Consider the following 25,187-nt stretch of genomic DNA (forward strand, 5'->3'; position numbering starts at 1 on the left):
ATGACGGATGTCATGCGGGACTCGTGACGCGGGTGCGCCCGCGGAGCTACGAGGCGTTCGTCTGGATCTCCGCGGTGCGCTCGGCGGAGGTCTTGCCGAGCAGCGCCTTGCCGATGGCGGCGGCCACGTCCGTGGGCTGGACCGGCGTCTTCTTGCCGGTGCCGCGGGTGACCAGGACGCCGTCGAAGGTCGTGCCGTACAGCTTCTTGAGCTCCGGGAGGTTGTACTTCTCGACCAGCTTCCCGTTGACCGGCTGGACGCTGAGGATCTTCGGCAGCGACTTGTCGGGGCCGAACTGGATCGAGGCGCCGCCCGCCTTGACCGTGATCAGTCCGGACATCGCGGGCTCCGCGAACTGCTGCATCTTCCGGTCGACCTCGGCGTCCGAGATCGTCGGCTTCTGCGTCGACGTCGCCAGCGGGACCGCTCCGGAGGCGCCGGTCTCGACCTGCGCGTGGTACGCGTCCTTGACCGCGGCGGCCGACTGGGCGATGTCGAGCCCCTTGCCGGTCTTGCCGTAGACGGGAACGGCCTTGCCCGGCTCGAACTTGATCGTGCCCTCGCCGGACGCGGCGGCGCCGCCCGCGGCCCGCTGCAGGGACGCGGCCAGCTTCTCCTCGTCGACGGGCATGACGGGGGCCACGACCCGCTCGTTGCCGAACAGCGAGCCGATCACCGAGACCGGGTTGTAGTCGCTGCCCGCGGCGGCGGACACGGTCGACGCGGTGTCGAAGGAGAGACCGGCCTGGGCCGGCCGCATCGCCACGGTCTTGCCTCCGATCCGCAGCTTCAGCGCCTGATCCGTGCGCTTGCCGAGGGCGTTCTCCAGCTTGGTGGTCGCCTCGTCGCGGGTGCCGCCGCCGATGTCGACGCCGGCGACGGTGGTGCCCTTCGGGATGTCGGAGTGGTTCATCAACAGGCCGGCGCCGTACGCGACTCCGGCCACGCCGACGACGCCCACGCCGAGCAGCACCAGCTTGTTGCGGCCCTTCTTCTTGGGCGCGGGAGTGGTCGGCACCGGGTCGGGCAGCTTCGGCGGGGCGTGCACCGCGGGGCTGTCCTGGCCGCCCTGCTGGAACGGGTCGGAGGCGCCGGGGGACTTGGGGCCGCCGCCGGCCGAGGGGACGACCCGCATGCCGCTGGTGAGCGTGTCACCCGAGACGTTGCCACTGGAGTTGCCGCCACCGGGCGGCTCCGGGGCCGGCTTCTGCGGCGTGAGGATCGCGGTGTCGTCGCTCATCCGGGGCGGCGACTGGCCTGCGCCCGGGACGGGCGGGTTGGGGGCGTTCGGCGGGACCATGGGGCCGTCGCCGGCGGCCGGGCCGGTGGTGGGGCCCACGGGTCCTGGTCCGGTGGGTCCTTCGCCGCGGTCGGGCGCGCCGGGGGCCTGGTTGGCGGAGAAGAACGGCAGGTCGTCGCGGGGGCCCGAGGCGCCGCCCGTACCGAGGGGGCCTGCCGCCACGGCACCGGACACGTCGAACCCTCCGGAGGACCCGCCGGAGGAGCCTCCGGCGGAGCCGCCTGAGGGCCCGCCGGACGGGCCGCCCGCGGGGCCGCCGGTGGGACCACCCATCGGGCCGCCCATCGGGCCGCCCGAAGTGCCGGACGGGCCACCGCTGTTGGGGCCCGGGGCCGGCGGCGTGGAGGAACCCATGGCGGAGCCGCCCGCGCCGGTGGCAGGGCCACCCGCGCCCACCGTCGGAACCGCGCCGGTCGCCGGACCGGCCGCACCGCCGCGCGGCTTGCGCGGCGCGAACCAGTCGCTCGTCTTCTCCCCGCGCTGCGGCGCGGGGGCGCTGGGCGCGGACGCCTCTGGGGCGGCGGGCGCGGAGCCCGCGTCCGCCGGGCCGCCGTACGAGGCGGGCGACGCGGGACGGCCACCCTGCGTCGCGTCCGGCGCGGAGGCGGAGGGACCGGCGTCGGCTCGCTTGCCGCCGCCGTTCTCCGGATTGGCGTCGACATCGCTCATCGGCGTCCGCATGACGACAGGCGGGATCGGCCGGGAGCCGGGGATGTTGATCCGGATCCGGGTCGTCAGCGTCGTCTCGGTCTTGGGTGACTCCGGGGCGTCCTGGTCGCCCGGCGGCGTCGGACCGGCGTCACCGGACGCCGCGCCCTGCGCGGGCGATCCGTACGGAGGCGTCCCCGACGGGTAGGCGGCAGCGCCGCGCCCCTGGGGCCCGGAGGACGAACTGTCAGTTTCACGACTCAAGGCAGGTTCTCCCGGTTGGCTCCGCCGCCCGTCTCGACCTCTCGCGGGCTGCTCGGCGGCGCGCACCACCATACTGGCCGCCGCCGGAAGTCACCGTGCGACGGATGACCAATCCGGAACCGTACGCGCCGCACGACGACCCAAAGTGCTACGTCACTTCCCAAGTCGGGCGGTGGGCGCGGGTGGTTGCCCGGGCAGCCAGAAGGTGGCGCACATCACAGCGACAGCCATCCCTCCGAGGAGGAAGAGGTACGAGCCGGCTCCCGCGCCGAACAGAAAGTCGCCCTCGGGACGGCTCGCGGTGAGCAGGATCACCGTGAGCACCCAGCCCGCCGCGGGCGCGACCGCCCCCGCGCGACCGCCCGTCACCCGCGCCCCTCCGTGGAACAGGCCGGCCGCGCCGACGAGCGCGAGCAGCAACCCGCCCGGGAACCAGCCCCCTTGGACGAGCGCGCCGCCGGCCGCGACGACCACACCGAGGACGAAAAGGACAAGCAGGGCGGCCGTCCGCCCCGCGCTGAATCCGCCGAAGCCGAAGGGCAGGTCGACGTTCCGCGCCGCCGGTCCGCCGGGGACGGCCCTGCCGCTGGACGCCGCGGCCCGCCCGCTCTTGTCGCCGCTCATCGCTCGGTCACTCCCTCAAGACCCTCGAACAGGTCCTTCTCGTACGGCGATCCGGGCTCGCCCCGCACCAACTCGTAGTACTCGATGTCGAACAGCGGCTGCGCGAGTTTGTTGGAGAGCGCGAACACGCCTTGTGCGTCCGGCACGTCGACCTGGGTGGCGTGCGCGCGCATCGCGGCCGCCTTCCGCTCGATGTACGGCCGGCCGTCGATCGCCGCGGTGATCCGCTCGTCGTCGACGACGCCCGGTACGTCGTCCACCACGGCCGCGACGTCGAAGGGGGTGGCGTCGAGCACGCCCGCGAGCCATCGGAACCGCTCCTCGACGACCGTGCGCGGCGCGCGGTTCCAGTAGATCTTGGCGATCGCGTGCGGCTCCCCGAGGTCGCGGCGGAAGGCGGTCTCGGCGGCCAGGTCGGCGGCGCGCATCGCGACGCGGTGGGCCTGGATGTGATCGGGGTGCCCGTAGCCCCCGTCGGGGTCGTACGTGATCAGGACCTGCGGGCGGGTCTCGCGGATCACGGAGACGAGGTGGGCCGCGGCCTCGTCGAGATCGGCGGCCCAGAAGGCGCCCTCCCGCCCGTTCTGCGGGGCGCCCATCATTCCGGAGTCGCGGAAGCGTCCGGGACCGCCCAGGAAGCGGTGGTCGGTGACGCCGAGCTCCTTCATGGCGGCGGCCAACTCGCCGATCCGGTGCGGGCCGAGGAGATCCTCCCGATCCGGGGCGAGATGGGCCAGTTCGCCCGGAATGACCTCGCCCTCTTCGCCGAGCGTGCAGGTCACCAGCGTGACCTGGGCGCCCTCGGCGGCGTACTTGGCCATGGTGGCGCCATTGTTGATCGACTCGTCGTCGGGGTGCGCATGCACGAGGAGCAGGCGCCTACCTGGCATTTCCGTCATGCCCACAGCCTAGAACGCCGCACCGACACCGGGCGCGGCCAGTGGGCGCGCTAGAACTTGATGCCGCCGACCATGTCCGCCACGTTCGTCGTCAGCTCCTTGATCGTGGGAGCGACGGACGAACTCGCCAGGTAGAAACCCAGGAGCACGCACACCACCGCGTGCCCCGCTTTCAGGCCCGACTTCTTGATCAGGATGAAGACGATGATCGCGAACAGCACCACGGCCGAGATCGAGAGTGCCACAGCGGTCCTCCTCCAAAGTGATCCGGTCGCCGACGGACTCGTACCCACACAGTGCTAACGATCATAACTATCCGTGCCCGCGCACGAGTCGCGATCGGGGAGCACCCGATGCGGCCGGGAGCGCACGGGGGCGCGCAGACCACATCTCTCCTAGGCTGCCTGGATGACCATCGAGACCTTCCCCCGTCAGCACGCGCGTACCCAGCGCTTCACGTTGGGGGCGCCGCGCGCCTTCACGGTGGCGCCGGACGGCGAGCGTGTCGTGTTTCTGCGTTCCTCCTCGGGTACCGATCGGGCGAACGCGCTGTGGGTGCTTGACGTGGCGAGTGGTCAGGAACGGGTGGCCGCCGATCCGGTGGCCCTGCTCGGCGGGGCGGTGGAGAACCTGTCGGCCGAGGAGCGGGCCCGGCGCGAGCGCAGCCGTGAGGGCGGCGCGGGCATCGTGGGCTACGCCACGGACGCCGCCGCCGAGTTGGCCGCGTTCGCCCTGTCGGGGCGCCTGTTCACGGCCGAGCTGCGGGTGGGCACCGCTCGGGAACTGCGGGTTCCGGGGCCCGTGTTGGACCCGCGGCCCTCGCCCGACGGGCGGCACGTCGCGTACGTCTCCCGAGGCGCGCTGCGTGTCGTCGGCGCGGAGGGCGGGGACGACCGGGCGCTCGCGGAGCCGGAGCCGCATGAGCGGGGGACCGTGACGTACGGGCTCGCGGAGTTCGCCGCGGCCGAGGAGATGTCCCGGTACCGCGGCCACTGGTGGTCGCCCGATTCGGACCGCCTGCTCGTGGCCCGCGCCGACGACGCGGACGTGCGCCGCTGGTGGATCGCCGACCCCGCGCACCCGGACCGGGAGCCGGCCCGCGTCGCCTACCCCCGCGCGGGCACGCCCAACGCCGACGTGCGGCTCTTCGCGTACGACCTCGAAGGCGACCGCACCGAGGTGACCTGGGACCGCAAGGCGTACCCGTACCTGGCCCGCGTGCACTGGTCGGCGGACGGCGCCCCGCTGCTCCTGGTCCAGGCCCGCGACCAGCGCAGCGCGCTCTACCTCGCGGTCAACACGGACGACGGCTCGACGCGGATGGTGCACGCCGACGAGGACGACGCGTGGCTGGAGCTGCTGCCCGGCGTGCCCTGCTGGTCGCCCAGCGGGCAGCTCGTGCGGATCGCCGACGAGGGCGGCGCGCGGGTCCTCGCGGTGGGCGAGCGGCCGCTGACCGGCCCCCAGTTGCACGTGCGCGCGGTGCTCGACGTCGGCGAGAGCGACGTCCTCGTCTCCGCCTCGGCCGGGGTCGACGCCGAGTCCCCGGAGACCGGCGAGGTGCACGTCTACCGGGTCAATGAGCTCGGGGTGCAGCGCGTCACCACGGAGCCCGGCGTGCACTCCGCGGTCCGCGCCGGGGACGTCACCGTCCTCGTCTCGGCGACGCCGAACGTACCCGGCGCGCACGCGCGCGTGAAGCGCGACGGCAAGTCCGCCGAGAAGACGGTCGACATCGCCTCGCACGCCGAACGCCCGCTGCTCACCCCGCGCGTGACGCTCACGGAGGCCGAGGGCATCCCGTGCGCCGTTCTTCTGCCCTCCTCTTACGAGGAGGGGGACGGTCCGCTCCCGGTCCTCATGGACCCCTATGGCGGCCCGCACGGGCAGCGCGTCGTGGCGTCCCACAACCCGCATCTGACCTCGCAGTGGTTCGCCGACCAGGGCTTCGCGGTGATCGTCGCGGACGGCCGGGGCACGCCCGGCATCTCGCCCGGCCGCGAGAAGTCGGTCCACGGCGACTTCACGCTCACCCTCGACGACCAGGTCACCGCGCTGCACGCGCTCGCCGGCCGGTTCCCGCTCGACCTGTCCAAGGTCGCGATGCGCGGCTGGAGTTACGGCGGCTACCTGTCGGCGCTCGCCGTGCTGCGCCGCCCCGACGTCTTCCACGCGGGCATCGCGGGCGCCCCGGTCACGGACTGGCGGCTGTACGACACGCACTACACGGAGCGCTACCTGGGCGACCCGGGCGCCTCCCCTCAGACGTACGCGAAGAGCTCCCTGGTGACCGACGACGGGCTCACGGGCGCCGCCGAGCAGCACCGCCCGATGCTCATCGTGCACGGCCTCGCGGACGACAACGTGGTCGTGGCGCACGCCCTGCGGCTGTCCTCCGCGCTGCTGGCCGACGGCCGCCCGCACGAGGTGCTCCCGCTGTCCGGCGTGACCCACATGACGCCCCAGGAACAGGTCGCCGAGAATCTGCTGCTGCTCCAAGTCGACTTCCTGAAGCGGTCGTTGGGGCTGTAGGGCCTGCCGAACGGCAACCGGGCCGGAGCGACATGATCGCTCCGGCCCGGCTTACGGCACCCGCACGGCCGTACGCGAGACACTCTGGCGCGCGCGCATATCGGCGTCGGGTCGGCCGGGTTGCCTGCGTGTAAAGGCATCACACGAGCTAGTCCGTCGGCACGACCTGCTTCTCCTCCGCGAAGTGGCAGGCCGACGGGTGGCTGGCCGGGGTGTCGCCGCCGCGGAAGACCTCGGGCACGGCCAACACCGGCTCCTCGTCCGCACAGCGTTGCTGCGCCTTCCAGCAGCGCGTACGGAAGCGGCAGCCGGAGGGCGGGTTGGCGGGCGAGGGGACGTCGCCGGAGAGCAGGATGCGCTCGCGGCCCTCGCGCGCCTCCGGGTCGGGCACCGGCACCGCCGAGAGCAGCGCCTGCGTGTAGGGGTGCGTCGGGTGGTCGTAGATCTCGGCGTCCGAGCCGATCTCGGCGATGCGGCCCAGGTACATCACGCCGACCCGGTCGGAGATGTGCCGCACGATCGACAGGTCGTGCGCGATGAAGACGTAACTGAGGTCGAACTCGTTCTGGAGCCGGTCCAGGAGGTTGATCACCTGGGCCTGCACCGACACGTCGAGCGCGGACACCGGCTCGTCCGCGACGATGATCTCGGGGCGCAGCGCGAGCCCGCGCGCGATGCCGATGCGCTGGCGCTGGCCGCCGGAGAACTGGTGCGGGTACCGGTTGATGTACTCGGGGTTGAGCCCGACGACATCGAGGAGGTCCTGGACCTTCTTCCTGCGGTCGCCCTTCGGGGCCACCTCGGGATGGATCTCGTACGGCTCCCCGATGATGTCGCCGACGGTCATCCGGGGGTTCAGGGACGTGTACGGGTCCTGGAACACCATCTGGATGTTGCGGCGGACGGCCTTGAGGGCGCGACCCGACAGCGTGGTGATGTCCTCGCCCTTGTACTTGATGACGCCGGCCGTGGGCCGCTCCAGGTTCACCAGCATCTTCGCGACGGTCGACTTGCCGCAGCCGGACTCGCCCACGATGCCGAGCGTCTCGCCCTGCCCGAGGTCGAAGTCCACGCCGTCGACGGCCTTCACCGAGCCGATCTGCTTCTTGACGAGGACGCCCTGGGTGAGCGGGTAGTGCTTGGTCAACCCGCGTACCTGGAGCAGGGGTTCGTGCCCGGAGGGCGAGCTGTGCGCCGCGTAGTCGTTCTCGGCCTGCGCCTTGTGGAGGAGGTGCTCGGCGATCCTGCCCTCGCGCTTCAGGTCGTCCTTGCTCACGTGCTTACCGTGTTGCGGCATCGAGCGTCTCCTTCCAGAAGTGGCAGGCGCTGCGCCGGTCGTCGGAGACGCGGGCGAGCGGCGGGACGTCCGTGCGGCACACGTCCTGGGCCATCGGGCAGCGCGGGTTGAAGGCGCAGCCGGGCGGGATGTGCATGAGGTTCGGCGGGAGCCCCTTGATGGCGAAGAGCTCCTGCCCCTTCTGGTCGAGGCGCGGGATCGATTCGAGCAGGCCCTTGGTGTACGGGTGGGCGGGCGCCTTGTAGATCTCGTGCACCGGCGCCTGCTCGACGATCCGGCCCGCGTACATCACGGCGATCTTGTCGGCGACGTCGGCGACCACCCCGAGGTCGTGGGTGATGAGGATGAGCCCCATGTTGAGCTCGCGCTGCAGCTCGGCGAGGAGGTCCATCACCTGGGCCTGCACCGTGACGTCGAGGGCGGTGGTCGGCTCGTCGGCGATGATCAGCGAGGGTTCGAGCGCGAGCGCCATCGCGATCATGATGCGCTGGCGCATACCGCCGGAGAACTGGTGCGGGTACTGGCTCACCCGCTCCTTCGCGGCGGGGATCCTGACCCGGTCCATCAGCTCGACGGCCCTGGCCCGCGCGTCCTTCTTCGACATCCCCTTGTGGACGACGAACATCTCGCCGAGCTGCTCCCCCACCGTGAGGACGGGGTTCAGCGAGGACAGCGCGTCCTGGAAGATCATCGCCATCTCGGCGCCGCGGATCTTCCGCCGCTCCTCTTCCTTGAGGTTCAGCAGGTCCTTGCCCTTGAAGAGGATCTCGCCACTGGCGATCCGGCCCGGCGGCATGTCGAGGATGCCCATCACGGCCTGCGCGGTGACGGACTTGCCGGATCCCGACTCACCGAGCACGGCGAGCGTCTCGCCCTCGTCGACGGTGTAGTTGACGCCGTTGACCGCCTTGGCGACGCCGTCGCGCGTACGGAACTCGACGTGCAGGTCGCGTACTTCCAACAAAGCCATGTGCGACTACCTCAGCTTGGGGTCGAGGGCGTCGCGCACCGCGTCGCCGAGCATGATGAACGCGAGCACCGTGAGGGCCAGCGCGCCCGCCGGGTACAGCAGCATGTGCGGGGCGTTGCGGATGTACGGGGCGGCATTCGAGATGTCGATGCCCCAGGAGACCGCGGGCGGCTTGAGGCCGACGCCGAGGAACGAGAGCGTCGCCTCCAGGGCGATGTACGTGCCGAGCGCGATGGTCGCGACGACGATCACCGGGGCGACGGCGTTCGGCAGGATGTGCCGCAGCAGGATCCGGGAGTTGGAGGCGCCGAGCGTGCGCGCGGCGTGCACGTAGTCGTTCTCCTTGACGGTGATGACGGAGCCGCGCGCGATGCGGGAGATCTGCGGCCAGCCGAGCAGCACGATGAAGCCGACCACCGGCCACACCGTCGTCGACGTCACGACCGACAGCAGGACGAGGCCGCCGAGGATGACCGGGATGCCGAAGAAGATGTCGGCGACGCGGGACAGCAGGGCGTCCGCCCACCGCCCGAAGAACCCGGCGAGCGCGCCCAGGATCCCGCCGAGGATCGCGACCCCGGCGGTCGCGCACACGCCGACGGTGATCGAGGCCCGGGCCCCGTACACGGTGCGCGTGTAGACGTCGCAGCCTTGCGCGTCGTAGCCGAAGGGGTGCCCGGAGCTGGCGGTGTCCTGACCGTGCGCGAGGTCGCAGTCGTTGGGGTCGCCGCCCGCGAGCAGCTGCGGCCAGATCGCGACGATCACCAGGAACAGGATGATCAGCGCCGAGACGATGAAGACCGGATTGCGGCGCAGCGAGCGCCAGGCGTCCGACCACAGGGAGCGTGCGGGCCCCTCGGCGCCGCCGCCCTCGGGCGCGCCCGGCGTCAGCTGGGCCTCGACGGTGACCGGAGTGACGGGCTCAGGCATAGCGGATCCTCGGGTCAAGGACGGCGTAGAGCAGGTCGACGATGAGGTTGGCGAGCAGGAAGACGATCACCAGGACGGTCACGAAGCCGACCACGGTCGGCGAGGACTGGTGCAGGATGCCCTGGTAGAGCTGGTAGCCGACGCCGCGGATGTTGAAGATCCGCTCGGTGACGATGGCGCCGCCCATCAGCGCGCCGATGTCCGTACCGATGAAGGTGACCACCGGGATCAGCGAGTTGCGCAGCAGGTGCCGCCAGATGATGCGGCGCCGCGGCAGGCCCTTGGCGACGGCGGTGCGAACGTAGTCGGAGCGGGCGTTCTCGGCGACGGAGGTGCGGGTCAGCCGGGTCACGTACGCGAGGGAGACCGAGGCGAGGACGAGCCCCGGCAGGATCAGTTCGGCGAGCGGCGCCTCGTACGCCACCGAGGGCTTGACGATCCCCCACTGCATGCCGAACAGGAGCTGGGCGACGAGCCCGGTCACGAACGTCGGCACGGAGATCACGACGAGCGTCAGCACGAGCACACCCGTGTCGATGGGCTTGCCGCGCCGGAGCCCCGTGATGACGCCGAGGCCGATGCCGATGACGATCTCGAAGACGATCGCCACGAACGTCAGCTTGATGGTGACGGGGTAGGCGCGCAGCATCAGGTCGGCCACGGAGTCGCCGTTGAAGGCGGTGCCGAAGTCCCCCTGGAAGATGTTGCCGAGGTAGATCAGGTACTGCTGCACCAGCGGCTTGTCGAGGTGGAACTGCTCGCGCAGCGCCGCCTGGGTGGCCGGGTCGCAGGCCTTGTCGCCGCAGAGCGCCGCGGTCGGGTCGCCCATGACGTTGACCATGAGGAAGATCAGCAGCGTGGTGCCGATGAACACCGGGATCATCTGCAGCAGCCGTCGGATCACATAACGCCCCACGGCACCTCCCTCACGTAACCCGAGCGGTCGCGGATCTCAGTCATCGACGGTCATCTCCTCGAAGACCGGCACGCTGAAGGGGTTGAGCTTCACGTCGTGCACGCGGGTGCCGTAGACGGCGGTGCCGTTCTGGTACCAGAGCGGGATGGCGGGGAGCTGCTCGGCGAGGATCTTCTCGGAGTTCTGGAAGTCCTTGATCGCGTTCTCCGGGTCGGGGTCCGCGTTCGCCTTGTTGATCAGCGCGTCGAACGCCTTGTCGCTCCACTTGCCGTCGTTGCTGGGGGCGCCCGTGGTGTAGACGGGCTGCAGGAAGTTCTGGATCAACGGGTAGTCCATCTGCCACCCGCTCCTGAACGGGCCACTGAACTTCCCGCTCTGGATCTGCGTACGGAAGTCGGCGAAGGTGCCCACGGGGTTGCCGACGCAGGACTTCGAGTTGCCCATGACCCGGTTGATGCTGTTGCAGATGGCGTCGATCCACTGCTTGTGGTTGCCGGTGTCGGCGTTGTAGCTGAGGACGAGCCTGCCGCCGGGGAAGCCGCCGCCCTCGTCGATCAGCTGCTTGGCCTTCTTGGGGTCGTACGTGCAGCGGTCGCCGCAGATGTCGGGGTTGTAGCCGCCCTCCTTGCGGAGCACGGGGGACGTCCAGTCCTGGGCGGGGATGCGGGTCTTCTGGAAGATCTTGTCGGTGATCTGCTCGCGGTTGATGGCGAGCGAGATGCCCCGGCGGACCTTGAGGGCGTCGGCGGTGTCCCACCTCTTGTCGTACATGGGGAACATCAGCGTCTGGATGATGCCGGCGGGGGTGTTGATGTACCGGTTGTCGATGTCCTTGTGGAGGTTGCTGAGCTGCTCGGCCGGCACGGCGTCGGTCACGTCGAGCTGACCGGCCACGACGTCGGTGTACGCGGTGTTGTCGTCGGTGTAGACGAGCAGGTCGACGCCCTTGTTGCGGGGCTTGGCGCCGTTGTACTGCTCGTTGAGGCGGAGCTTCATCCGGCCGCCGCGCTCGTAGTCCGTCACCGCGTACGGGCCGTTGCCGAAGGGCTTCTCCAGCCAGGCGTCGTGGTCGGTGAAGAACTTCTTCGGCAGCGGGGAGAAGGCGGCGTAGCCGAGCATGTCGGGGAAGAGCGAGAACTTCTGGTTCAGCTTGACCGTGAAGTGCGTGTCGTCGACGACCTTGAGCCCCGAGAGCTTCTTCGCGGTGGGCTTCCCGCTGTCGGGGTGGACCTTGTCGTACCCGTCGATGTAGCGGAAGAAGTCGGCGCCGATCTGTGCGTTCGGCAGATAGGCGGCGTAGTTCCAGGCGTCGGCGAAGGACTGCGAGGTGACCTTCGTGCCGTCCGCGAACTTCCAGCCGTCCTTCAGCGTGACCTTGAAGTTCTGCGCGTCGTCGCTGGTGATCGACTTGGCGACGGCGTACTCGGGCTTCGCGGTCTCGGGGTCGTAGAGCTTGAGCCCCCGGAAGATCATGTCGAGGACCTTGCCGCCGTTGACCTCATTGGTGTTCGCCGGTTCCAGCGGGTTCTGCGGGTCGCCCCACTTCGCCCGCACGATCCCCGACTCGGTGGCCGTGGCCCCGCAGGACGCGAGCCATGGCACGGCCAGCACCAGGGCGGCGGCCAGGGCGCCGGTACGCAGGCCGAGGCGCATCAGGGTCCTCCAGAGGGCGGTACGGGGACGAGCCTTGCGCCCATTGGACCTGGGGGGCGGCCGATACGCCTGTTATGTCACCCATCTGAGGGTGGGGGCGGGGCCCAGGTGGCCAGGATTGTCAGGCCGCCGACACCACCTCACCGGGGCCGCGTGAGCGGGCCGGCGTGTACGTATAGCGAGACACACACGTCCGTATAACGAACCTGTCGCCCCAAGTGGCCCCCATAGGGCACCATTTGCGTCCCTCGACTTCATCAAGCCTGGGCCACTGTCACGCCTACTCGGAGCAAAGCAGGGGCCAAGGATTCAAAGTCGGGTCCAAGACCTCAAGAATTCGTTGACCGTACATCCGGGCCTTGAAAAGGTCCCGCTGAGCGCACGGGTCGCCCCGTGCCCATGTGGACCCTCAGGGCCTGGAGCAACATGACGACCCCAACCCCGCCCGCCACCGCCTCCCTTGAGGTGATGCCGGACGACGACGCACCAGAGACCGCGATACCGTCCCCCGCCCGTGGCGACGAGAGCCTCTCCCCCGGCAAGCTCGCCTGGCGGCGCTTCAAGCGGGACCGTACCGGCGTGGTGTCGGCCTACGTGGTCGCCTTCTTCGTCCTGATCGCGATCCTGGCCCCCCTGATAGCCAAGCTCTACGGCAAGGACCCGTACACCACGTACGGAATGAACCAGGGCGGCCTGCTCAACGACTTCGGGTACCCGGTCAAGGCAAACGGCGGGATCAGCAGCCAGTTCTGGCTCGGTATCGAGCCCCAACTCGGCCGCGACATCTTCACGTTCCTGCTGTACGGCATCCGCAACTCGCTGTTCATCGCGGGCATCGCGACGATCCTGACCACCGTGCTCGGCATCGTCATCGGCGTGAGCGCCGGCTACCTCGGCGGCAAGACCGACTACTTCGTCGGTTGGGTCATCGACATCCTGCTCGCCTTCCCGCAGACCCTGTTCTTCATCGCCTTCTGGCCGGTCGTCATCTCGATCTTCGTGTCGCCGGAGGACAACACCCCGGTGTGGCTGACCGTCACCAGTCTGATCCTGGTGATGACCGCCTTCGGCTGGTCGTCGGTCGCGCGTCTACTCAGAGGCGAGGTGTTCGCCCTCCGCGAGCGGGAGTTCGTGGAGGCGGCGAAGGTCACCGGCGCCTCGCCCGCACGGATCATCTTCAAGGAGCTCCTGCCCAACCTGTGGACGCCGATCCTGATCCAGGCGACGCTCGCGCTCCCCATGTACGTCACGACCGAGGCCGGTCTCGCCTTCCTGGGCGTCGGCCTCACCAACCCCACACCGGACTGGGGCGTGATGCTCCAGAACGCCGCCAAGACCTACCAGGCGGACATCACCTTCATGCTCGTTCCGGGCCTGTCGATGGTCATCTTCGTCCTCGCGTTCAACCTGCTCGGCGACTCGGTCCGGGACGCGATGGACCCGAAGACCAAGCGCTGAGGCCTCCTCACTCAGACCCCCCTCATGCGGGTCCGGGCGACGGGGCCCGACCGGCAAGCTCACTCCCCAACCAGCACCAGGGCAGGAAGCCATGTCCCTTTCGCGGAGAAACTTCGTCATCGGTACGTCCGTCGCCATCGGCGCGGGCTCGCTCCTGACGGCATGCAGCAGCGGCAACGCCGGCGGTGGCGGCAAGAGCGGCGCCGATGGCGGCGCCACCAAGTACACGGGCGCCACGGTCCAGATCGGCACCGCCGCGGACTCCAAGGGCCCGGCGCCCGAGGTCAAGGGCGCGCGCAAGGGCGGCACGATCTACGGCTACTCGCCCGACGACTTCTCGCACCTGGACCCGCAGCGCATCTACTACGCGTTCAACTCCACGGTCGCGCTGCTCTACGCGCGGTGCCTGACGGGCTACAAGGTCGACGCGGCCGGTCACCAGAAGCTCGTCGGCGACCTCGCCACCGACACGGGCACCGCCTCCGACGGCAACAAGACGTGGACGTTCACGCTCAAGGACGGCCTCAAGTGGGACGACGGCAGCGAGCTGACCGTCGAGGACGTGCGGCACGGCTTCGAGCGCGCCTGGGCCCCCTTCATCACCGAGGGCGCCACCTACGCGCAGATCGCGCTGACCGGCGACGACGCCAAGTGGCGTGACCACTACGAGGGCCCGTACAAGGGCAAGCACCTCGACGCGATCGTCACGGACAAGAAGAAGAAGACGATCACCTTCCACCTCAAGGAAGCGCGTCCGGACTTCAACTTCACGCTGGCGATGCACTCCTACGCCGCGACGCCGGCGAAGCTGGACACCAAGGAGAAGTACGACAAGAACCCGGTCTCCAGCGGCCCGTACAAGATCAAGGCGCACATCACCGACAAGTCGATGACCATCGTGCGCAACAAGCACTGGGACCCGGCGACGGACTCGATCCGCAACGCCTACCCGGACGGCTTCGAGTTCACCTTCGGCGTCGAGGGCCTCGACTCCACGGACCGCCTCATCGCGGACCAGGGCCACGACCAGTACGCCGTGTCGATCTACAAGGGCATCCCGGCCGAGCGCATGCAGAAGGTGCTCAGCACGCCGGACCTGAAGCAGCGCACCTTCAACGGCCTGCTGACCGGCAGCTACTACTACGCCATCAACTGCAAGCGCGTCACCGACGTCGCCGTGCGCCAGGCCCTCAACGTCGCCTGGCCGCTGGAGCAGATCCGCAAGATCTACGGCGGCGCCTCGGCCGGCGACTACGCGACCAGCATCCTCAGCCCCGACATCATCGGGTACGAGAAGTACGACCTCTACGGCAAGCTCAAGAAGCCCGCGGGCGACCCGAAGCGCGCCAAGGAGATGCTGAAGAAGGCCGGCAAGCTCGGCACGAAGATCGTCTACGCCTACGAGCAGGACCCGGTCTACGACAAGACCAAGGTCGTCATCGAGAACGCCCTGAAGGAGGCCGGCTTCAAGCCCGTCATGAAGCCGATCGACTCCACGACGTACTACGACCAGGTCCAGCAGGTCGACAACGACTACGACGTGATGTGGTTCGGCTGGTCGCCCGACTGGCCGACCGCCTTCACGATGGTGCAGCCGCTGTTCGACAGCGCCTCCATCGGCAACGGCATGAACAACGTCTCGCAGGTCAAGGCCGACTGGATCGACGAGGGCATCAAGAAGAACGAGGCCATCACCGACCAGAAGAAGGCCGGAGAGGCCTGGGCCGCACTGGACAAGCGGATCATGAAGGAGCTCGCGCCGATCATCCCCGAGACCTTCCAGCGCCGCTGGTACATCAGCGGCTCCAAGGTCGGCGGCGCGATGTTCGACCCGAACTTCTCCGCCACGCTGCTCTACAAGACCTTTGTGAAGGCCTGACGAGCACCTCTCCCGGCGGGGGTGCTTTGCCCCCCAGGGCACCCCCGCCGCCCTTCCTCATCCAGGCCGCACCGAGGCCTGTCGGCATCCGTCAGGAAACCCAACTGCCATGCTCCGCTTCATCCTTCGACGCGCCTTCGGCGCCCTGGTGATCCTGCTGATCATCAGCGCCTTCGTGTTCGTCCTGTTCTACGCCGCCCCGCGCGACCCCGCCCGCATCGCCTGCGGCAAGGTCTGCACGCCCGAGACGCTGGCGCTGGTGAAGAAGAACCTGGGGATCGCCGACCCGGTGCCGGTGCAGTACTGGCACTGGCTCCAGGGCGTGTTCGTGGGGCGCGACTACTCCTCGTTCGGCCACTGCCCCGCGCCGTGCCTCGGCTTCTCGTTCCAGAACCGCGAGCCGGTGCTCGGCACGATCCTCGACCGCTTCCCAACGACCATTTCGCTGTCCATCGGCTCCGCCGTGGTCTTCGTGGTCTTCGGTGTCGGTACCGGCATGCTGGCCGCCGCCAAGCAGGGCAAGGCGCTCGACAAGGTCGCCAGCTCCGCCTCGCTCGTCGCCTCCTCGGTGCAGATCTACGTCGTCGGCATCATCGCCACGTACTACTTCGTCGACCAGTGGCACCTGATGGACCGTGCCTCGTACACGCCGTTCACGCAGAACCCGGCCGCGTGGGCCAAGGGGCTGCTGCTGCCCTGGATCGTGCTGTCGCTGATCTGGACCGCCAACTACACGCGTATGACCCGCTCCCAGATGGTCGAGAAGCTGACCGAGGACTATGTGCGCACGGCCCGCGCCAAGGGCCTCTCGCGGCGCACGGTCTTCTTCCGGTTCGCCTGGCGCGGGGCGATGGCGCCGATCGTCACCATCTTCGGCATGGACCTGGGCCTGCTGCTCGGCGGCGCGATCATCACCGAGTCCACGTTCAGCCTGCAGGGCATCGGCCTGCTGTCCGTGAAAGCGGTCAACACCAACGACCTGCCGACGCTGCTCGGTGTCGTCCTCGTGGCCGCCGCGGCCATCGTCGTCTTCAACATCGTGGTCGACGCCGTCTACGCCCTCATCGACCCGCGCGTGCGGCTGGCCTAGGAGCAACACCCATGAGCGCACCCTTCCTCGCCGTCAACGACCTGCACGTCCACTTCTCCACGGAGGACGGCGTCGTCAAGGCCGTCGACGGGCTCAGCTTCGACCTCGAACGCGGCCGCACGCTCGGCATCGTCGGCGAGTCCGGCTCCGGCAAGTCCGTGACCAACATGGCGATCCTGGGCCTGCACGACCGGGACCGCGCCCACCTGGACGGCGAGATCGTCCTCGACGGGCAGGAGCTCCTCACCGCCTCCGAGCGGGAGCTGGAGAAGCTGCGCGGCAACAAGATGGCCATGATCTTCCAGGACGCGCTGGCCTCCCTGTCTCCGTACCACACCATCGGCCGGCAGATCGCGGAGACGTACCGCAAGCACACCGGGGCCTCGAAGAAGGAGTCGCGGGACCGCGCGGTCGAGATGCTCACGAAGGTCGGCATCCCGCAGCCGGACCTGCGCGTGGACGACTACCCGCACCAGTTCTCCGGCGGCATGCGGCAGCGCGCGATGATCGCGATGGCGCTGGTCTGCGACCCGGCGCTGCTGATCGCGGACGAGCCGACGACGGCGCTCGACGTGACGGTGCAGGCCCAGATCATCGACCTGCTCAAGGACCTGCAGCAGGAGTTCGGTACGTCGATCGTCTTCATCACGCACGACCTCGGCGTCATCGCCGACATCGCGGACGACGTGCTGGTGATGTACGGCGGCCGGTGCGTGGAGCGCGGGACCAAGGCCGAGGTGCTGCGAAAGCCACAGCACCCGTACACCTGGGGCCTGTTGGGATCCATGCCGAGCCTGACCGCGCCGGTCGACGTCCCCCTGTCGCCCATCCCCGGCACCCCGCCGAGCCTGCTCAACCCGCCGACCGGCTGCCGCTTCCACCCCCGGTGCACCTTCGTCGAGCAGGTGGGCGGCGGGCGCTGCGTCACCGAGGAGCCGCGGCTCGACGCGACCGGGGAGCGAGCGCCCGCCTGTCACCTCACGGCGGAGCAGCGTGCGGAGTTCTTCGCCGAGCTGACCGTGGCCGGCGCCGCTGCCCGGACCAACTGACGGACACACAGAGGGATTTCAGGGATTCACGATGAGCGACACCACCCCCCTGCTGGACGTCTCCGGCCTCACCAAGCACTTCCCCATCAAGGGCGGTTTCCCGATCCGCCGCACCATCGGCGCCGTGCAGGCCGTGGACGGCCTCGACTTCCAGGTCGCACAGGGCGAGAGCCTCGGCCTGGTCGGCGAGTCGGGCTGCGGCAAGTCGACGACGGGGCGCCTGATCACGCGGCTCCTCGAACCGACCGCCGGGAAGATCACCTACCGAGGCCAGGACATCACGCACGCGGACCGCAAGCGGCTCGCGCCGGTCCGCTCGGAGATCCAGATGATCTTCCAGGACCCGTACGCGTCCCTGAACCCGCGGCACACCGTCGGCACGATCATCTCGGCGCCGATGGAGATCAACGGCATCGACCCCGCGGGCGGCCGGGAGAAGCGGGTACGCGAGCTCCTGGAGACGGTCGGCCTCAACCCCGAGCACTACAACCGCTTCCCGCACGAGTTCTCCGGCGGCCAGCGGCAACGCATCGGTGTGGCCCGGGCGTTGGCGCTCGAACCGAAGCTGATCGTGGCGGACGAACCGGTCTCGGCCCTCGACGTCTCGATCCAGGCACAGGTGGTCAACCTCCTCCAGAAACTGCAGCGCGAGCTGGACATCGCCTTCGTCTTCATCGCCCACGACCTGGCCGTGGTACGGCACTTCTCGCAGCGCGTGGCCGTGATGTACCTCGGCCGCATCGTGGAGATCGCGGACCGCGCGGACCTGTACGGCGGGCCCCGCCACCCGTACACGAAGGCGCTGCTCTCCGCGGTCCCGGAGCCGAGCGCCGACGACGCCCCGGTCGTGGAGCGCATCCGCCTCACCGGTGACGTGCCCTCGCCGATCGACCCGCCCTCCGGCTGCCGCTTCCGCACCCGCTGCTGGAAGGCGACGGAGATCTGCGCGAGTCAGGCGCCGCCGCTGGTCCGCATCGAGGGCAACCGCGAGGGCCACCTCACCGCCTGCCACCATCCCGAGGAGCCGGCCACGGCGACCGTCCCGGCGGCCCGCAAGGCGCTCTAGTTCCTCCCAGACCCCCCGGTACGGGGCCGTGGCACCACCCCAACTCCCGCCCCGGCTCCGTACTTCGGAACCGGAACGTCGGCCCATTGACCCGAGCCATGGACGCTCCCGGTTCTCCGGGGAGAAGGCCCGCGCCGAATCTTTCGGTGCGGGCCTTCGTGCCGTCCGTCTACGGTGACACGGTCCCCTTAGGTCCCTGGTCCGTGGAGACCGTCGGCTTCCGCCGGTACGGGAAGGCGGGTGACGGCGACGGGCGCTGACCGGTCCGCCGTACCCACAGCAGCGCCCCCGCCGCCATGGCGGCCCCGCCGACCAGCCACGGCAGCGGTCCCGCGGGCAACGCGCCGATCGCCAACCCCGCCACCGCGACCGCCAGTTGCAGCGCCAGGGACTGCACCGACAGGGCCGTCGCCCGGCCCTCCCGCTCCACCCGGTGGTGCAGCAGTTCGTTCTCGTTCGGGCCCGCCGCACCGAGGCCCAGGTAGACCAGCCCGTACCCCGCGATCGCGAGGAGGGTGACGGCCGGGCCGGTGAATGCCGCGGTGGCGGCGAGCAGCAGCAGGCCGAGGGCGCCCGCGCCCAGGCCCACCAGGACCGCCCGCTCCCCGCCGCCCGCGCGGCGTGCCGTCAGCGGGGCGAGGTGGCTGCCCACACCGGAGCAGACGTATCCGGCGCAGGCGAGCCCCGCGAACACGAGGGCGCCGGACTCCGACGCCCCGGTCAGCGCGGCCGTCCGGCCCGGCGTGAGCAGTTCGAGGGTGGCGAGGGCGGCGCCCGCCGCGGCCGCGCTGAGCAGTACGCGGCGCACCACCGCGTCACGGCCCGCCGGGCGCAGTCCGTCGCGGACGGTGGCCGGGATACCGCGGAGCACGCCGGAGAGGGTGGCGGGGTCGTGCGGCGGCTCGGGCAGCGCGAGCAACACGTAGGCGACGAAGCCGACTTCGACCATCACCCCCAGCAGCATCGGCACGGCCAGCGGCACCACGTAACCGGACGTCGCCCCGGCGAGCCACGCGCCGGGGTCGGGGCCGAGGCCGAGGAGCCACGGCAGAGCGCCACCGATCAGGGTGCCCGCGGCGAGCGCGGCGGAGGAGGCGGCCGAGCCGCGGGCGAGGCCGGTACGCAGGTCGGCGCCCGGCCCCTCCACGGCCTGCACCGTGTCGACGTACCAGGCCTCTGCGGGGCCCGTGGACAGCGCGCGGCCCGCACCGAGCAGTACGGATCCGAGCGCTACCGGCAGCGCCGTGGCGCCGAGGCCGATCAGGGCGAGGGCGAGCAGGTCGAGCACGCCGGCCGCGACGAGGATCGGGCGGCGCCCGAGGACGTCGGAGAGTCCCCCGGTGGGCAGTTCGAGTGCGGCGGCCGTGAGCGAGTGCGCGGCGACGAAGCCGGTGATGGCGCCGATCGCGAAGCCACGCTCGGTCAGCAGCAGCACCTTGGGCGCGATGGACATGCCGACCGGGAGCCAGAACAGGGCGCTGACGGTGGCGTAGCGGCGCCGAGCGGAGCGCGGGTCGGGTATCCGGGGGTTCATCGGGCGTCCGGGGCGGTCTCTGCCGCGCGAGGGGCGACCGGCAGGCCCGCCACGACCACCACGACCTGCTCGGCGTCCGGGTCCTCGGCATCACGTCGGGTCAGCTCGTCGAGTTTCGCGTCGATCGTCGCCATCAGCTCGGTCAGCGACCGGGCGGTGAGCCGGGACATGGTGTCGCTGATGCCGGAGGGTTCCACCCACTCGGGGCCGAGGCGTCCCTCGGCGAGATCCGCCTCGTGGCGGGCGAGGGAACGGCCCAGGTGCTCGACCTGGCGGCCCCGCATCTCACTGACGAAGTGGCGGGCGCCGGGCGAGGCGTGCATGGCCTCGTTGCTCCACGAGGTGACGGCGTGCACGGAGCGCCAGCGCCGCTCGCGCCCGTCCCGGTGCTCGGCCTCGGCCACGAACCCGTACTTCGCGAGGACCCTCAGGTGGTAGCTGGTGGAGGCCGACGACTCCCCCGCCCTGACCGCGAGCTCGGTAGCGGTGGCAGGGCCATCCAGGCGCAACAGCCCGAGCAGTTGGATACGCAGGGGGTGAGCCAGCGCCTTCAGCGCTGCCGCGTCCTGCTCGGGATCGAGTACGCGCTTGCGGTCGTCGTCGGCCATGACGTGACCCTAAGCCGCCCCCCGTTTCTACAAAAGAGTTTTTGCAGAATCTATTTGGCAACCCACCGAACAGAACGCCCCCCCCCCCCCCCCCCGCGCCCGGCGGCCCGCTCCACGAGCCGGTCCACCTCATCGGCGTCCCGGACATGGAACGCCAGATGATTCAGGCCCGGCGCCAGCCGGTCGTGCCGGGCCGAACTCAGCGCCGGGGACTGCTCGATGACGAGATACGTCGGCCCGAGCCGCATGCTGCACCCGTTCTCCCAGCGCTACTCGGCGAGGTATCCGAGCTCCTGGAAACGACGGAGCCGGCCGTCCCCCGCTCGAAGGCGGGGGGTGCGGCCGGCTCCGTGGGCGGCGGCGGGCCTACGCCGCGTGCACCACGTCCTTCTCCTCTGCGAAGTGGCACGCCGACTCGTGGGCGGCCAGGGTGTCCGAGGCCTTGAAGCGCTCGGGGATCGCGAGCAGCGGGGTCTCCTGCGCGCACTTGTCCTGCGCCTTCCAGCAGCGGGTGCGGAAGCTGCAGCCGGAGGGCGGGTTGGCCGGCGAGGGGACGTCGCCGGACAGCAGGATGCGCTCGCGGCCCTCACGGGCCTCGGGGTCCGGGACCGGGACCGCGGAGAGCAGCGCCTGCGTGTACGGGTGCGTCGGGTGATCGTAGATCTGGGCGTCCGAGCCGATCTCCGCCATCTTGCCGAGGTACATGACGCCGACGCGGTCGGAGATGTGCCGGACGATCGACAGGTCGTGGGCGATGAAGAGGTAGGACAGGTTGAACTCGTCCTGCAGCTTCTCCATCAGGTTGATGACCTGGGCCTGCACCGAGACGTCGAGCGCCGAGACCGGCTCGTCGCAGATGATGACCTCGGGGTTGAGCGCCAGGCCCCGCGCGATGCCGATGCGTTGCCGCTGGCCGCCGGAGAACTGGTGCGGATAGCGGTTGATGTACTCGGGGTTGAGCCCGACGACATCGAGGAGGTCCTGCACCTTGCGGCGCCGGTCGCCCTTCGGGGCCACCTCGGGATGGATCTCGTACGTCTCACCGATGATGTCGCCCACCGTCATACGGGGGTTGAGCGAGGTGTACGGGTCCTGGAACACCATCTGGATGTTGCGGCGCACGGCCTTCAGGGCGCGGCCGGACAGCTTGGTGATGTCCTGGCCCTTGTAGAAGATCTCCCCCGCGGTCGCCCGCTCCAGGTTCATCAGGAGCTTCGCGACCGTGGACTTGCCACAGCCGGACTCGCCGACGATACCCAGGGTCTCGCCCTTGTAGAGGTCGAAGGAGATCCCGTCGACGGCCTTGACGGCGCCGACCTGCCGCTTGAGCAGAATGCCCTGGGTCAGGGGAAAGTACTTCACCAGGTTGCGCACCTGGAGAATCGGCTCCCCGCGGTCGACATGGGCCTCGATGGCATCGACCGCCGCGTCCTCCGTAGGAGCGTCGACGACCTCCACCTCCGCCACGTTCGGAGTGGCGTCCGCGGCCTCGTCCTTCGGGTTCTCAGCCATGGATCGTCTCCCTCCAGAAGTGGCACGCACTGCCGCGGCCCACCAGTTCGGTGCCGTCCTGCTCGGTCACCCGGGCCAGCGACGGGACATCCGTGCGGCAGATGTCCTCGGCCTTCGGACAGCGCGGGTTGAAGGCGCAACCGCTCGGGATCTTCAGCAGGTTGGGCGGCAGCCCCTTGATCGCGTACAGCTCCTGTCCCTTCTGGTCCAGGCGCGGGATCGAGTGGAGAAGTCCCCGCGTGTACGGGTGCGCGGGCCGCTTGTACAGCTCGTGCACCGGCGCCGTCTCCACGATCCGGCCCGCGTACATGACCGCGATCTTGTCCGCGACGTCGGCGACGACGCCGAGGTCGTGGGTGATCAGGATGAGGCCCATGTGGTATTCCCGCTGAAGTTCGGCGAGAAGGTCCATCACCTGGGCCTGCACGGTCACGTCCAGGGCCGTCGTCGGCTCGTCCGCGATGATCAGGTCGGGCTCCAGGGCCAGCGCCATGGCGATCATGATGCGCTGGCGCATGCCGCCCGAGAACTGGTGCGGGTAGTCGTTGACCCGGGCACTGGCGGCCGGGATCTTGACCTTGTCCATCAGCTCGATGGCCTTGGCCTTGGCCTCCTTGCGGCTGGCTCCCTCGTGCACCCGGAACATCTCGCCGAGCTGGTACCCCACCGAAAGGACGGGGTTGAGGGACGACAGCGCGTCCTGGAAGATCATCGCGATCCGCCGGCCACGGATCTTGCGGCGCTCCTCGTTGGACATCGACAGCATGTCCTGGCCGCGGAAGAGGATCTGCCCCTGCGGGATCTTGCCCGGGGGCATGTCGAGGATGCCCATGACGGCCTGCGCCGTCACGGACTTTCCGGAGCCGGACTCGCCGAGCACGGCGAGCGTCTCGCCGGAGTCGACGCTGTAGTCGACGCCGTTCACGGCCTTGACCACGCCGTCGCGGGTGTGGAACTCGACGTGCAGGTCGCGCACTTCGAGCAGCTTGCCGTCGCCGTCCTCGCCCGAGCGGGGAACGGGGACGTTCACGGGTTGGTCCATGATGGTCACGTACGCCTCCCTCAGCGCAGCTTCGGGTCGAGGGCTTCGCGCACGGCGTCACCCATCATGATGAACGCCAGAACGGTGAGGCTCAGAGCGCCGGCCGGGAACAGCAGCACATGCGGGAAGTTGCGGATGAACTGCGTGCCGTCGGAGATGTCGCCGCCCCAGGAGACCGCGTTGTCGCCGAGCCCGAGCCCCAGGTAGGACAGCGTCGATTCCGCGACGATGTACGTCCCCAGCGAGATGGTCGCGACGACGATCACCGGGGCGATCGCGTTCGGCAGGATGTGCTTGAACAGGATGCGCTTGGTCCCCGCGCCGAGCGCGCGGGCCGCCATCACGTAGTCGGCGTGCTTGGTCGTGATGACCGCGCCGCGCATGACACGGGCGATCTGCGTCCAGCCCAGGAACGCCAGGGCCCCCATCACCACCCAGACCGTGCGGTTGGTGAAGGCGTTGAGCACGACCATCGCGCCGAGCATGAACGGGATACCGAAGAACACGTCCGTGAGCCGGGAGATGAGCGTGTCCCAGAAGCCGCCGAAGTAGCCGGCGAGCATGCCCATCAGCCCGCCGAAGACGGTGACGAGGAGCGTCACGCCGATGCCGACGATGATGGAGTTGCGGGCTCCGTACACCACACGCGCGTAGAGGCTGCGGCCCTGACCGTCGTACCCGAACCAGTCGTCCTGGAAGGCGTGGCCGAGGTTCGGCTTGGTCAGGTAGTGCTTGCTCAGATCGCCCAGGGTGGGGCTGGCGCCGGTGAAGAGGCCGGGAAAGGCCGACACCAGCAGGAGCAGCACGATCAGCAGCGCCGACACCACGAACAGTGGATTGCGGCGCAGATCCCGCCACGCGTCGGCGCCGAGACTGCGCGCCCTCTCGGGGGTGGGACCGGCCTCCGCTGCGACGGGAGTGCCGGCCACCACGGTGGCTGCCTCGTCCGCGGCGGTCTTGGTGAGGTCAGGCATAACGGATCCTCGGGTCCAGGACCGCGTAGAGCAGGTCGACGAGCAGGCTGGCGAGGAGGTACACGAGCACCAGGACGGTCACGATGCCGACGATGACCGCTCCCTCACGGCGGGCGAGTGCCTGGAAGAGCAGGTTGCCGACGCCGGTGACGTTGAAGATGCCCTCGGTGATGACCGCGCCGCCCATCAGGGTGCCGATATCGGTTCCGAGGTAAGTGACCACCGGGATGAGGGAGTTGCGCAGCAGGTGCACCGTGACGATGCGCCTCCTCGGCAGCCCCTTGGCGACCGCGGTGCGCATGTAGTCGGCGGACCGGTTCTCCGCGATGGAGGTACGGGTCAGGCGGGCCACATAGGCGAGGCCGACCATGCCGAGCACAAACGCGGGCACCACCAACTGCCCCAGATCCGTGGAGTCCTGGACCGTGGGCGTGATCCAGCCCAGACTGTTTCCGAAGTACAGCTGGAACCCCAGGCCGATCACGAAGATGGGGATGGAGATGACCAGCAGGGTGAACAGGGTCACGGAGGTGTCGATCACCTTGCCGCGCCTGACACCCGCGATGACCCCGAGCGTGATTCCCACGACGAGTTCGAAGGTCCACGCCATGGCGGCGAGGCGCATCGAGACCGGGAAAGCCTGCTTGATCTGGTCGAGCACGGGCCTGTTACCCGCGATGGTGTTGCCGAAGTCCCCGTGCAGCAGGTTCCACATGTAGTGGATGTACTGCTGCCACAACGGCAGGTCGAGCCCCCGGTCGTGCCGGATCTGGGCCACCTGCGCGGGGTCCGGCGGCTTGTCTCCCCACAGCGCCCGTACGGGATCGCCTGGGAGCACATTGACCATGAGAAAGATCAACAGGGTTGTCCCGATGAACACCGGGATCATCTGGAGCAGTCGCTTCGCGACGTAGCGCCCCATAGGTGCCTCCGTCCAAGTCG

21 protein-coding genes are annotated in these 25,187 nt (G+C 69.7%); 6 read left to right on the forward strand and 15 right to left on the reverse strand.

Features of this window, described 5'->3' with window-relative positions; translation table 11 throughout:
- Window positions 1-46: 46 nt before the first annotated feature.
- The 4 genes from ACP4E5_RS18115 to ACP4E5_RS18130 form a co-directional block, all read right to left on the reverse strand.
- Window positions 47-2,212: a hypothetical protein gene (locus tag ACP4E5_RS18115; RefSeq protein ID WP_425829936.1), complete on the reverse strand. Its 2,166-nt coding sequence runs from the start codon at window positions 2,210-2,212 to the stop codon at window positions 47-49.
- 153 nt (window positions 2,213-2,365) lie between these two features.
- The gene (locus tag ACP4E5_RS18120; protein WP_425829938.1) at window positions 2,366-2,836 is read right to left on the reverse strand and encodes a DUF6113 family protein; all 471 of its coding nucleotides are present in this window, start codon (window positions 2,834-2,836) and stop codon (window positions 2,366-2,368) included.
- Window positions 2,833-3,735: an N-acetyl-1-D-myo-inositol-2-amino-2-deoxy-alpha-D-glucopyranoside deacetylase gene (mshB, locus tag ACP4E5_RS18125; RefSeq protein WP_425829940.1), complete on the reverse strand. Its 903-nt coding sequence runs from the start codon at window positions 3,733-3,735 to the stop codon at window positions 2,833-2,835. The genes ACP4E5_RS18120 and mshB overlap by 4 nt, the downstream gene beginning before the upstream one ends.
- Window positions 3,736-3,785: 50 nt before the next feature.
- On the reverse strand, window positions 3,786-3,980 hold the full coding sequence (locus ACP4E5_RS18130) for a hypothetical protein (RefSeq protein WP_351333402.1): 195 nt from the start codon (window positions 3,978-3,980) through the stop codon (window positions 3,786-3,788).
- Between the two features lie 163 nt (window positions 3,981-4,143).
- On the opposite strand from ACP4E5_RS18130, the gene ACP4E5_RS18135 reads away from it, so the two are divergent.
- Window positions 4,144-6,267: a S9 family peptidase gene (locus ACP4E5_RS18135; RefSeq protein WP_425829942.1), complete on the forward strand. Its 2,124-nt coding sequence runs from the start codon at window positions 4,144-4,146 to the stop codon at window positions 6,265-6,267.
- 148 nt (window positions 6,268-6,415) lie between these two features.
- On the opposite strand, the gene ACP4E5_RS18140 is transcribed toward ACP4E5_RS18135, so the two are convergent.
- The 5 genes from ACP4E5_RS18140 to ACP4E5_RS18160 are packed head-to-tail and all read right to left on the reverse strand — an operon-like array spanning window position 6,416 to window position 12,033.
- Entirely contained in the window at window positions 6,416-7,564 is a 1,149-nt protein-coding gene (locus tag ACP4E5_RS18140) for an ABC transporter ATP-binding protein (protein ID WP_425829944.1), read from the reverse strand.
- Window positions 7,548-8,534, reverse strand: a complete 987-nt coding sequence (locus ACP4E5_RS18145) for an ABC transporter ATP-binding protein (protein WP_425829946.1) — start codon at window positions 8,532-8,534, stop codon at window positions 7,548-7,550. Before ACP4E5_RS18145 ends, ACP4E5_RS18140 begins: the two co-directional genes overlap by 17 nt.
- Before the next feature lie 6 nt (window positions 8,535-8,540).
- Entirely contained in the window at window positions 8,541-9,464 is a 924-nt protein-coding gene (locus tag ACP4E5_RS18150; RefSeq protein ID WP_425829948.1) for an ABC transporter permease, read from the reverse strand.
- Window positions 9,457-10,380: an ABC transporter permease gene (locus ACP4E5_RS18155; RefSeq protein ID WP_425829950.1), complete on the reverse strand. Its 924-nt coding sequence runs from the start codon at window positions 10,378-10,380 to the stop codon at window positions 9,457-9,459. Before ACP4E5_RS18155 ends, ACP4E5_RS18150 begins: the two co-directional genes overlap by 8 nt.
- A gap of 36 nt (window positions 10,381-10,416) precedes the next feature.
- Window positions 10,417-12,033, reverse strand: a complete 1,617-nt coding sequence (locus ACP4E5_RS18160) for a peptide ABC transporter substrate-binding protein (RefSeq protein ID WP_425829952.1) — start codon at window positions 12,031-12,033, stop codon at window positions 10,417-10,419.
- Window positions 12,034-12,459: 426 nt separating this feature from the next.
- Here ACP4E5_RS18160 and ACP4E5_RS18165 point away from each other — a divergent pair, with 426 nt between their 5' ends.
- The 5 genes from ACP4E5_RS18165 to ACP4E5_RS18185 all read left to right on the forward strand — a co-directional run bounded on the left by ACP4E5_RS18165 (window position 12,460) and on the right by ACP4E5_RS18185 (window position 18,575).
- Window positions 12,460-13,491, forward strand: a complete 1,032-nt coding sequence (locus tag ACP4E5_RS18165; RefSeq protein ID WP_425829954.1) for an ABC transporter permease — start codon at window positions 12,460-12,462, stop codon at window positions 13,489-13,491.
- Window positions 13,492-13,582: 91 nt separating this feature from the next.
- Entirely contained in the window at window positions 13,583-15,370 is a 1,788-nt protein-coding gene (locus tag ACP4E5_RS18170; protein WP_425829956.1) for an ABC transporter substrate-binding protein, read from the forward strand.
- A gap of 109 nt (window positions 15,371-15,479) precedes the next feature.
- Complete coding sequence (locus ACP4E5_RS18175) at window positions 15,480-16,460, forward strand: ABC transporter permease (protein ID WP_425829958.1); 981 nt, start codon at window positions 15,480-15,482, stop codon at window positions 16,458-16,460.
- 11 nt (window positions 16,461-16,471) lie between these two features.
- Window positions 16,472-17,509 carry an ABC transporter ATP-binding protein gene (locus tag ACP4E5_RS18180; RefSeq protein ID WP_425829960.1) on the forward strand — a complete coding sequence of 346 codons (1,038 nt, stop codon included), beginning with the start codon at window positions 16,472-16,474 and terminating at the stop codon, window positions 17,507-17,509.
- Between the two features lie 31 nt (window positions 17,510-17,540).
- Window positions 17,541-18,575, forward strand: coding sequence for an ABC transporter ATP-binding protein (locus tag ACP4E5_RS18185; protein ID WP_425829962.1), 1,035 nt, complete (start codon window positions 17,541-17,543; stop codon window positions 18,573-18,575).
- A 169-nt stretch (window positions 18,576-18,744) separates the two neighbouring features.
- On the opposite strand, the gene ACP4E5_RS18190 is transcribed toward ACP4E5_RS18185, so the two are convergent.
- The 6 genes from ACP4E5_RS18190 to ACP4E5_RS18215 form a co-directional block, all read right to left on the reverse strand.
- Window positions 18,745-20,109 carry an MFS transporter gene (locus ACP4E5_RS18190; protein WP_425829964.1) on the reverse strand — a complete coding sequence of 455 codons (1,365 nt, stop codon included), beginning with the start codon at window positions 20,107-20,109 and terminating at the stop codon, window positions 18,745-18,747.
- On the reverse strand, window positions 20,106-20,717 hold the full coding sequence (locus ACP4E5_RS18195) for an ArsR/SmtB family transcription factor (RefSeq protein WP_425829966.1): 612 nt from the start codon (window positions 20,715-20,717) through the stop codon (window positions 20,106-20,108). Before ACP4E5_RS18195 ends, ACP4E5_RS18190 begins: the two co-directional genes overlap by 4 nt.
- 366 nt (window positions 20,718-21,083) lie before the next feature.
- Window positions 21,084-22,229, reverse strand: a complete 1,146-nt coding sequence (locus ACP4E5_RS18200) for an ABC transporter ATP-binding protein (RefSeq protein WP_425829968.1) — start codon at window positions 22,227-22,229, stop codon at window positions 21,084-21,086.
- Complete coding sequence (locus ACP4E5_RS18205; protein ID WP_425841444.1) at window positions 22,222-23,271, reverse strand: ABC transporter ATP-binding protein; 1,050 nt, start codon at window positions 23,269-23,271, stop codon at window positions 22,222-22,224. The genes ACP4E5_RS18200 and ACP4E5_RS18205 overlap by 8 nt, the downstream gene beginning before the upstream one ends.
- A 20-nt stretch (window positions 23,272-23,291) precedes the next feature.
- On the reverse strand, window positions 23,292-24,245 hold the full coding sequence (locus ACP4E5_RS18210) for an ABC transporter permease (protein ID WP_425829970.1): 954 nt from the start codon (window positions 24,243-24,245) through the stop codon (window positions 23,292-23,294).
- Entirely contained in the window at window positions 24,238-25,167 is a 930-nt protein-coding gene (locus ACP4E5_RS18215; RefSeq protein ID WP_425829972.1) for an ABC transporter permease, read from the reverse strand. Before ACP4E5_RS18215 ends, ACP4E5_RS18210 begins: the two co-directional genes overlap by 8 nt.
- Window positions 25,168-25,187: the final 20 nt, after the last annotated feature.

Origin of the sequence: Streptomyces fractus (assembly GCF_049844455.1) — a bacterium.
GTDB classification, from domain to species: domain Bacteria; phylum Actinomycetota; class Actinomycetes; order Streptomycetales; family Streptomycetaceae; genus Streptomyces; species Streptomyces fractus.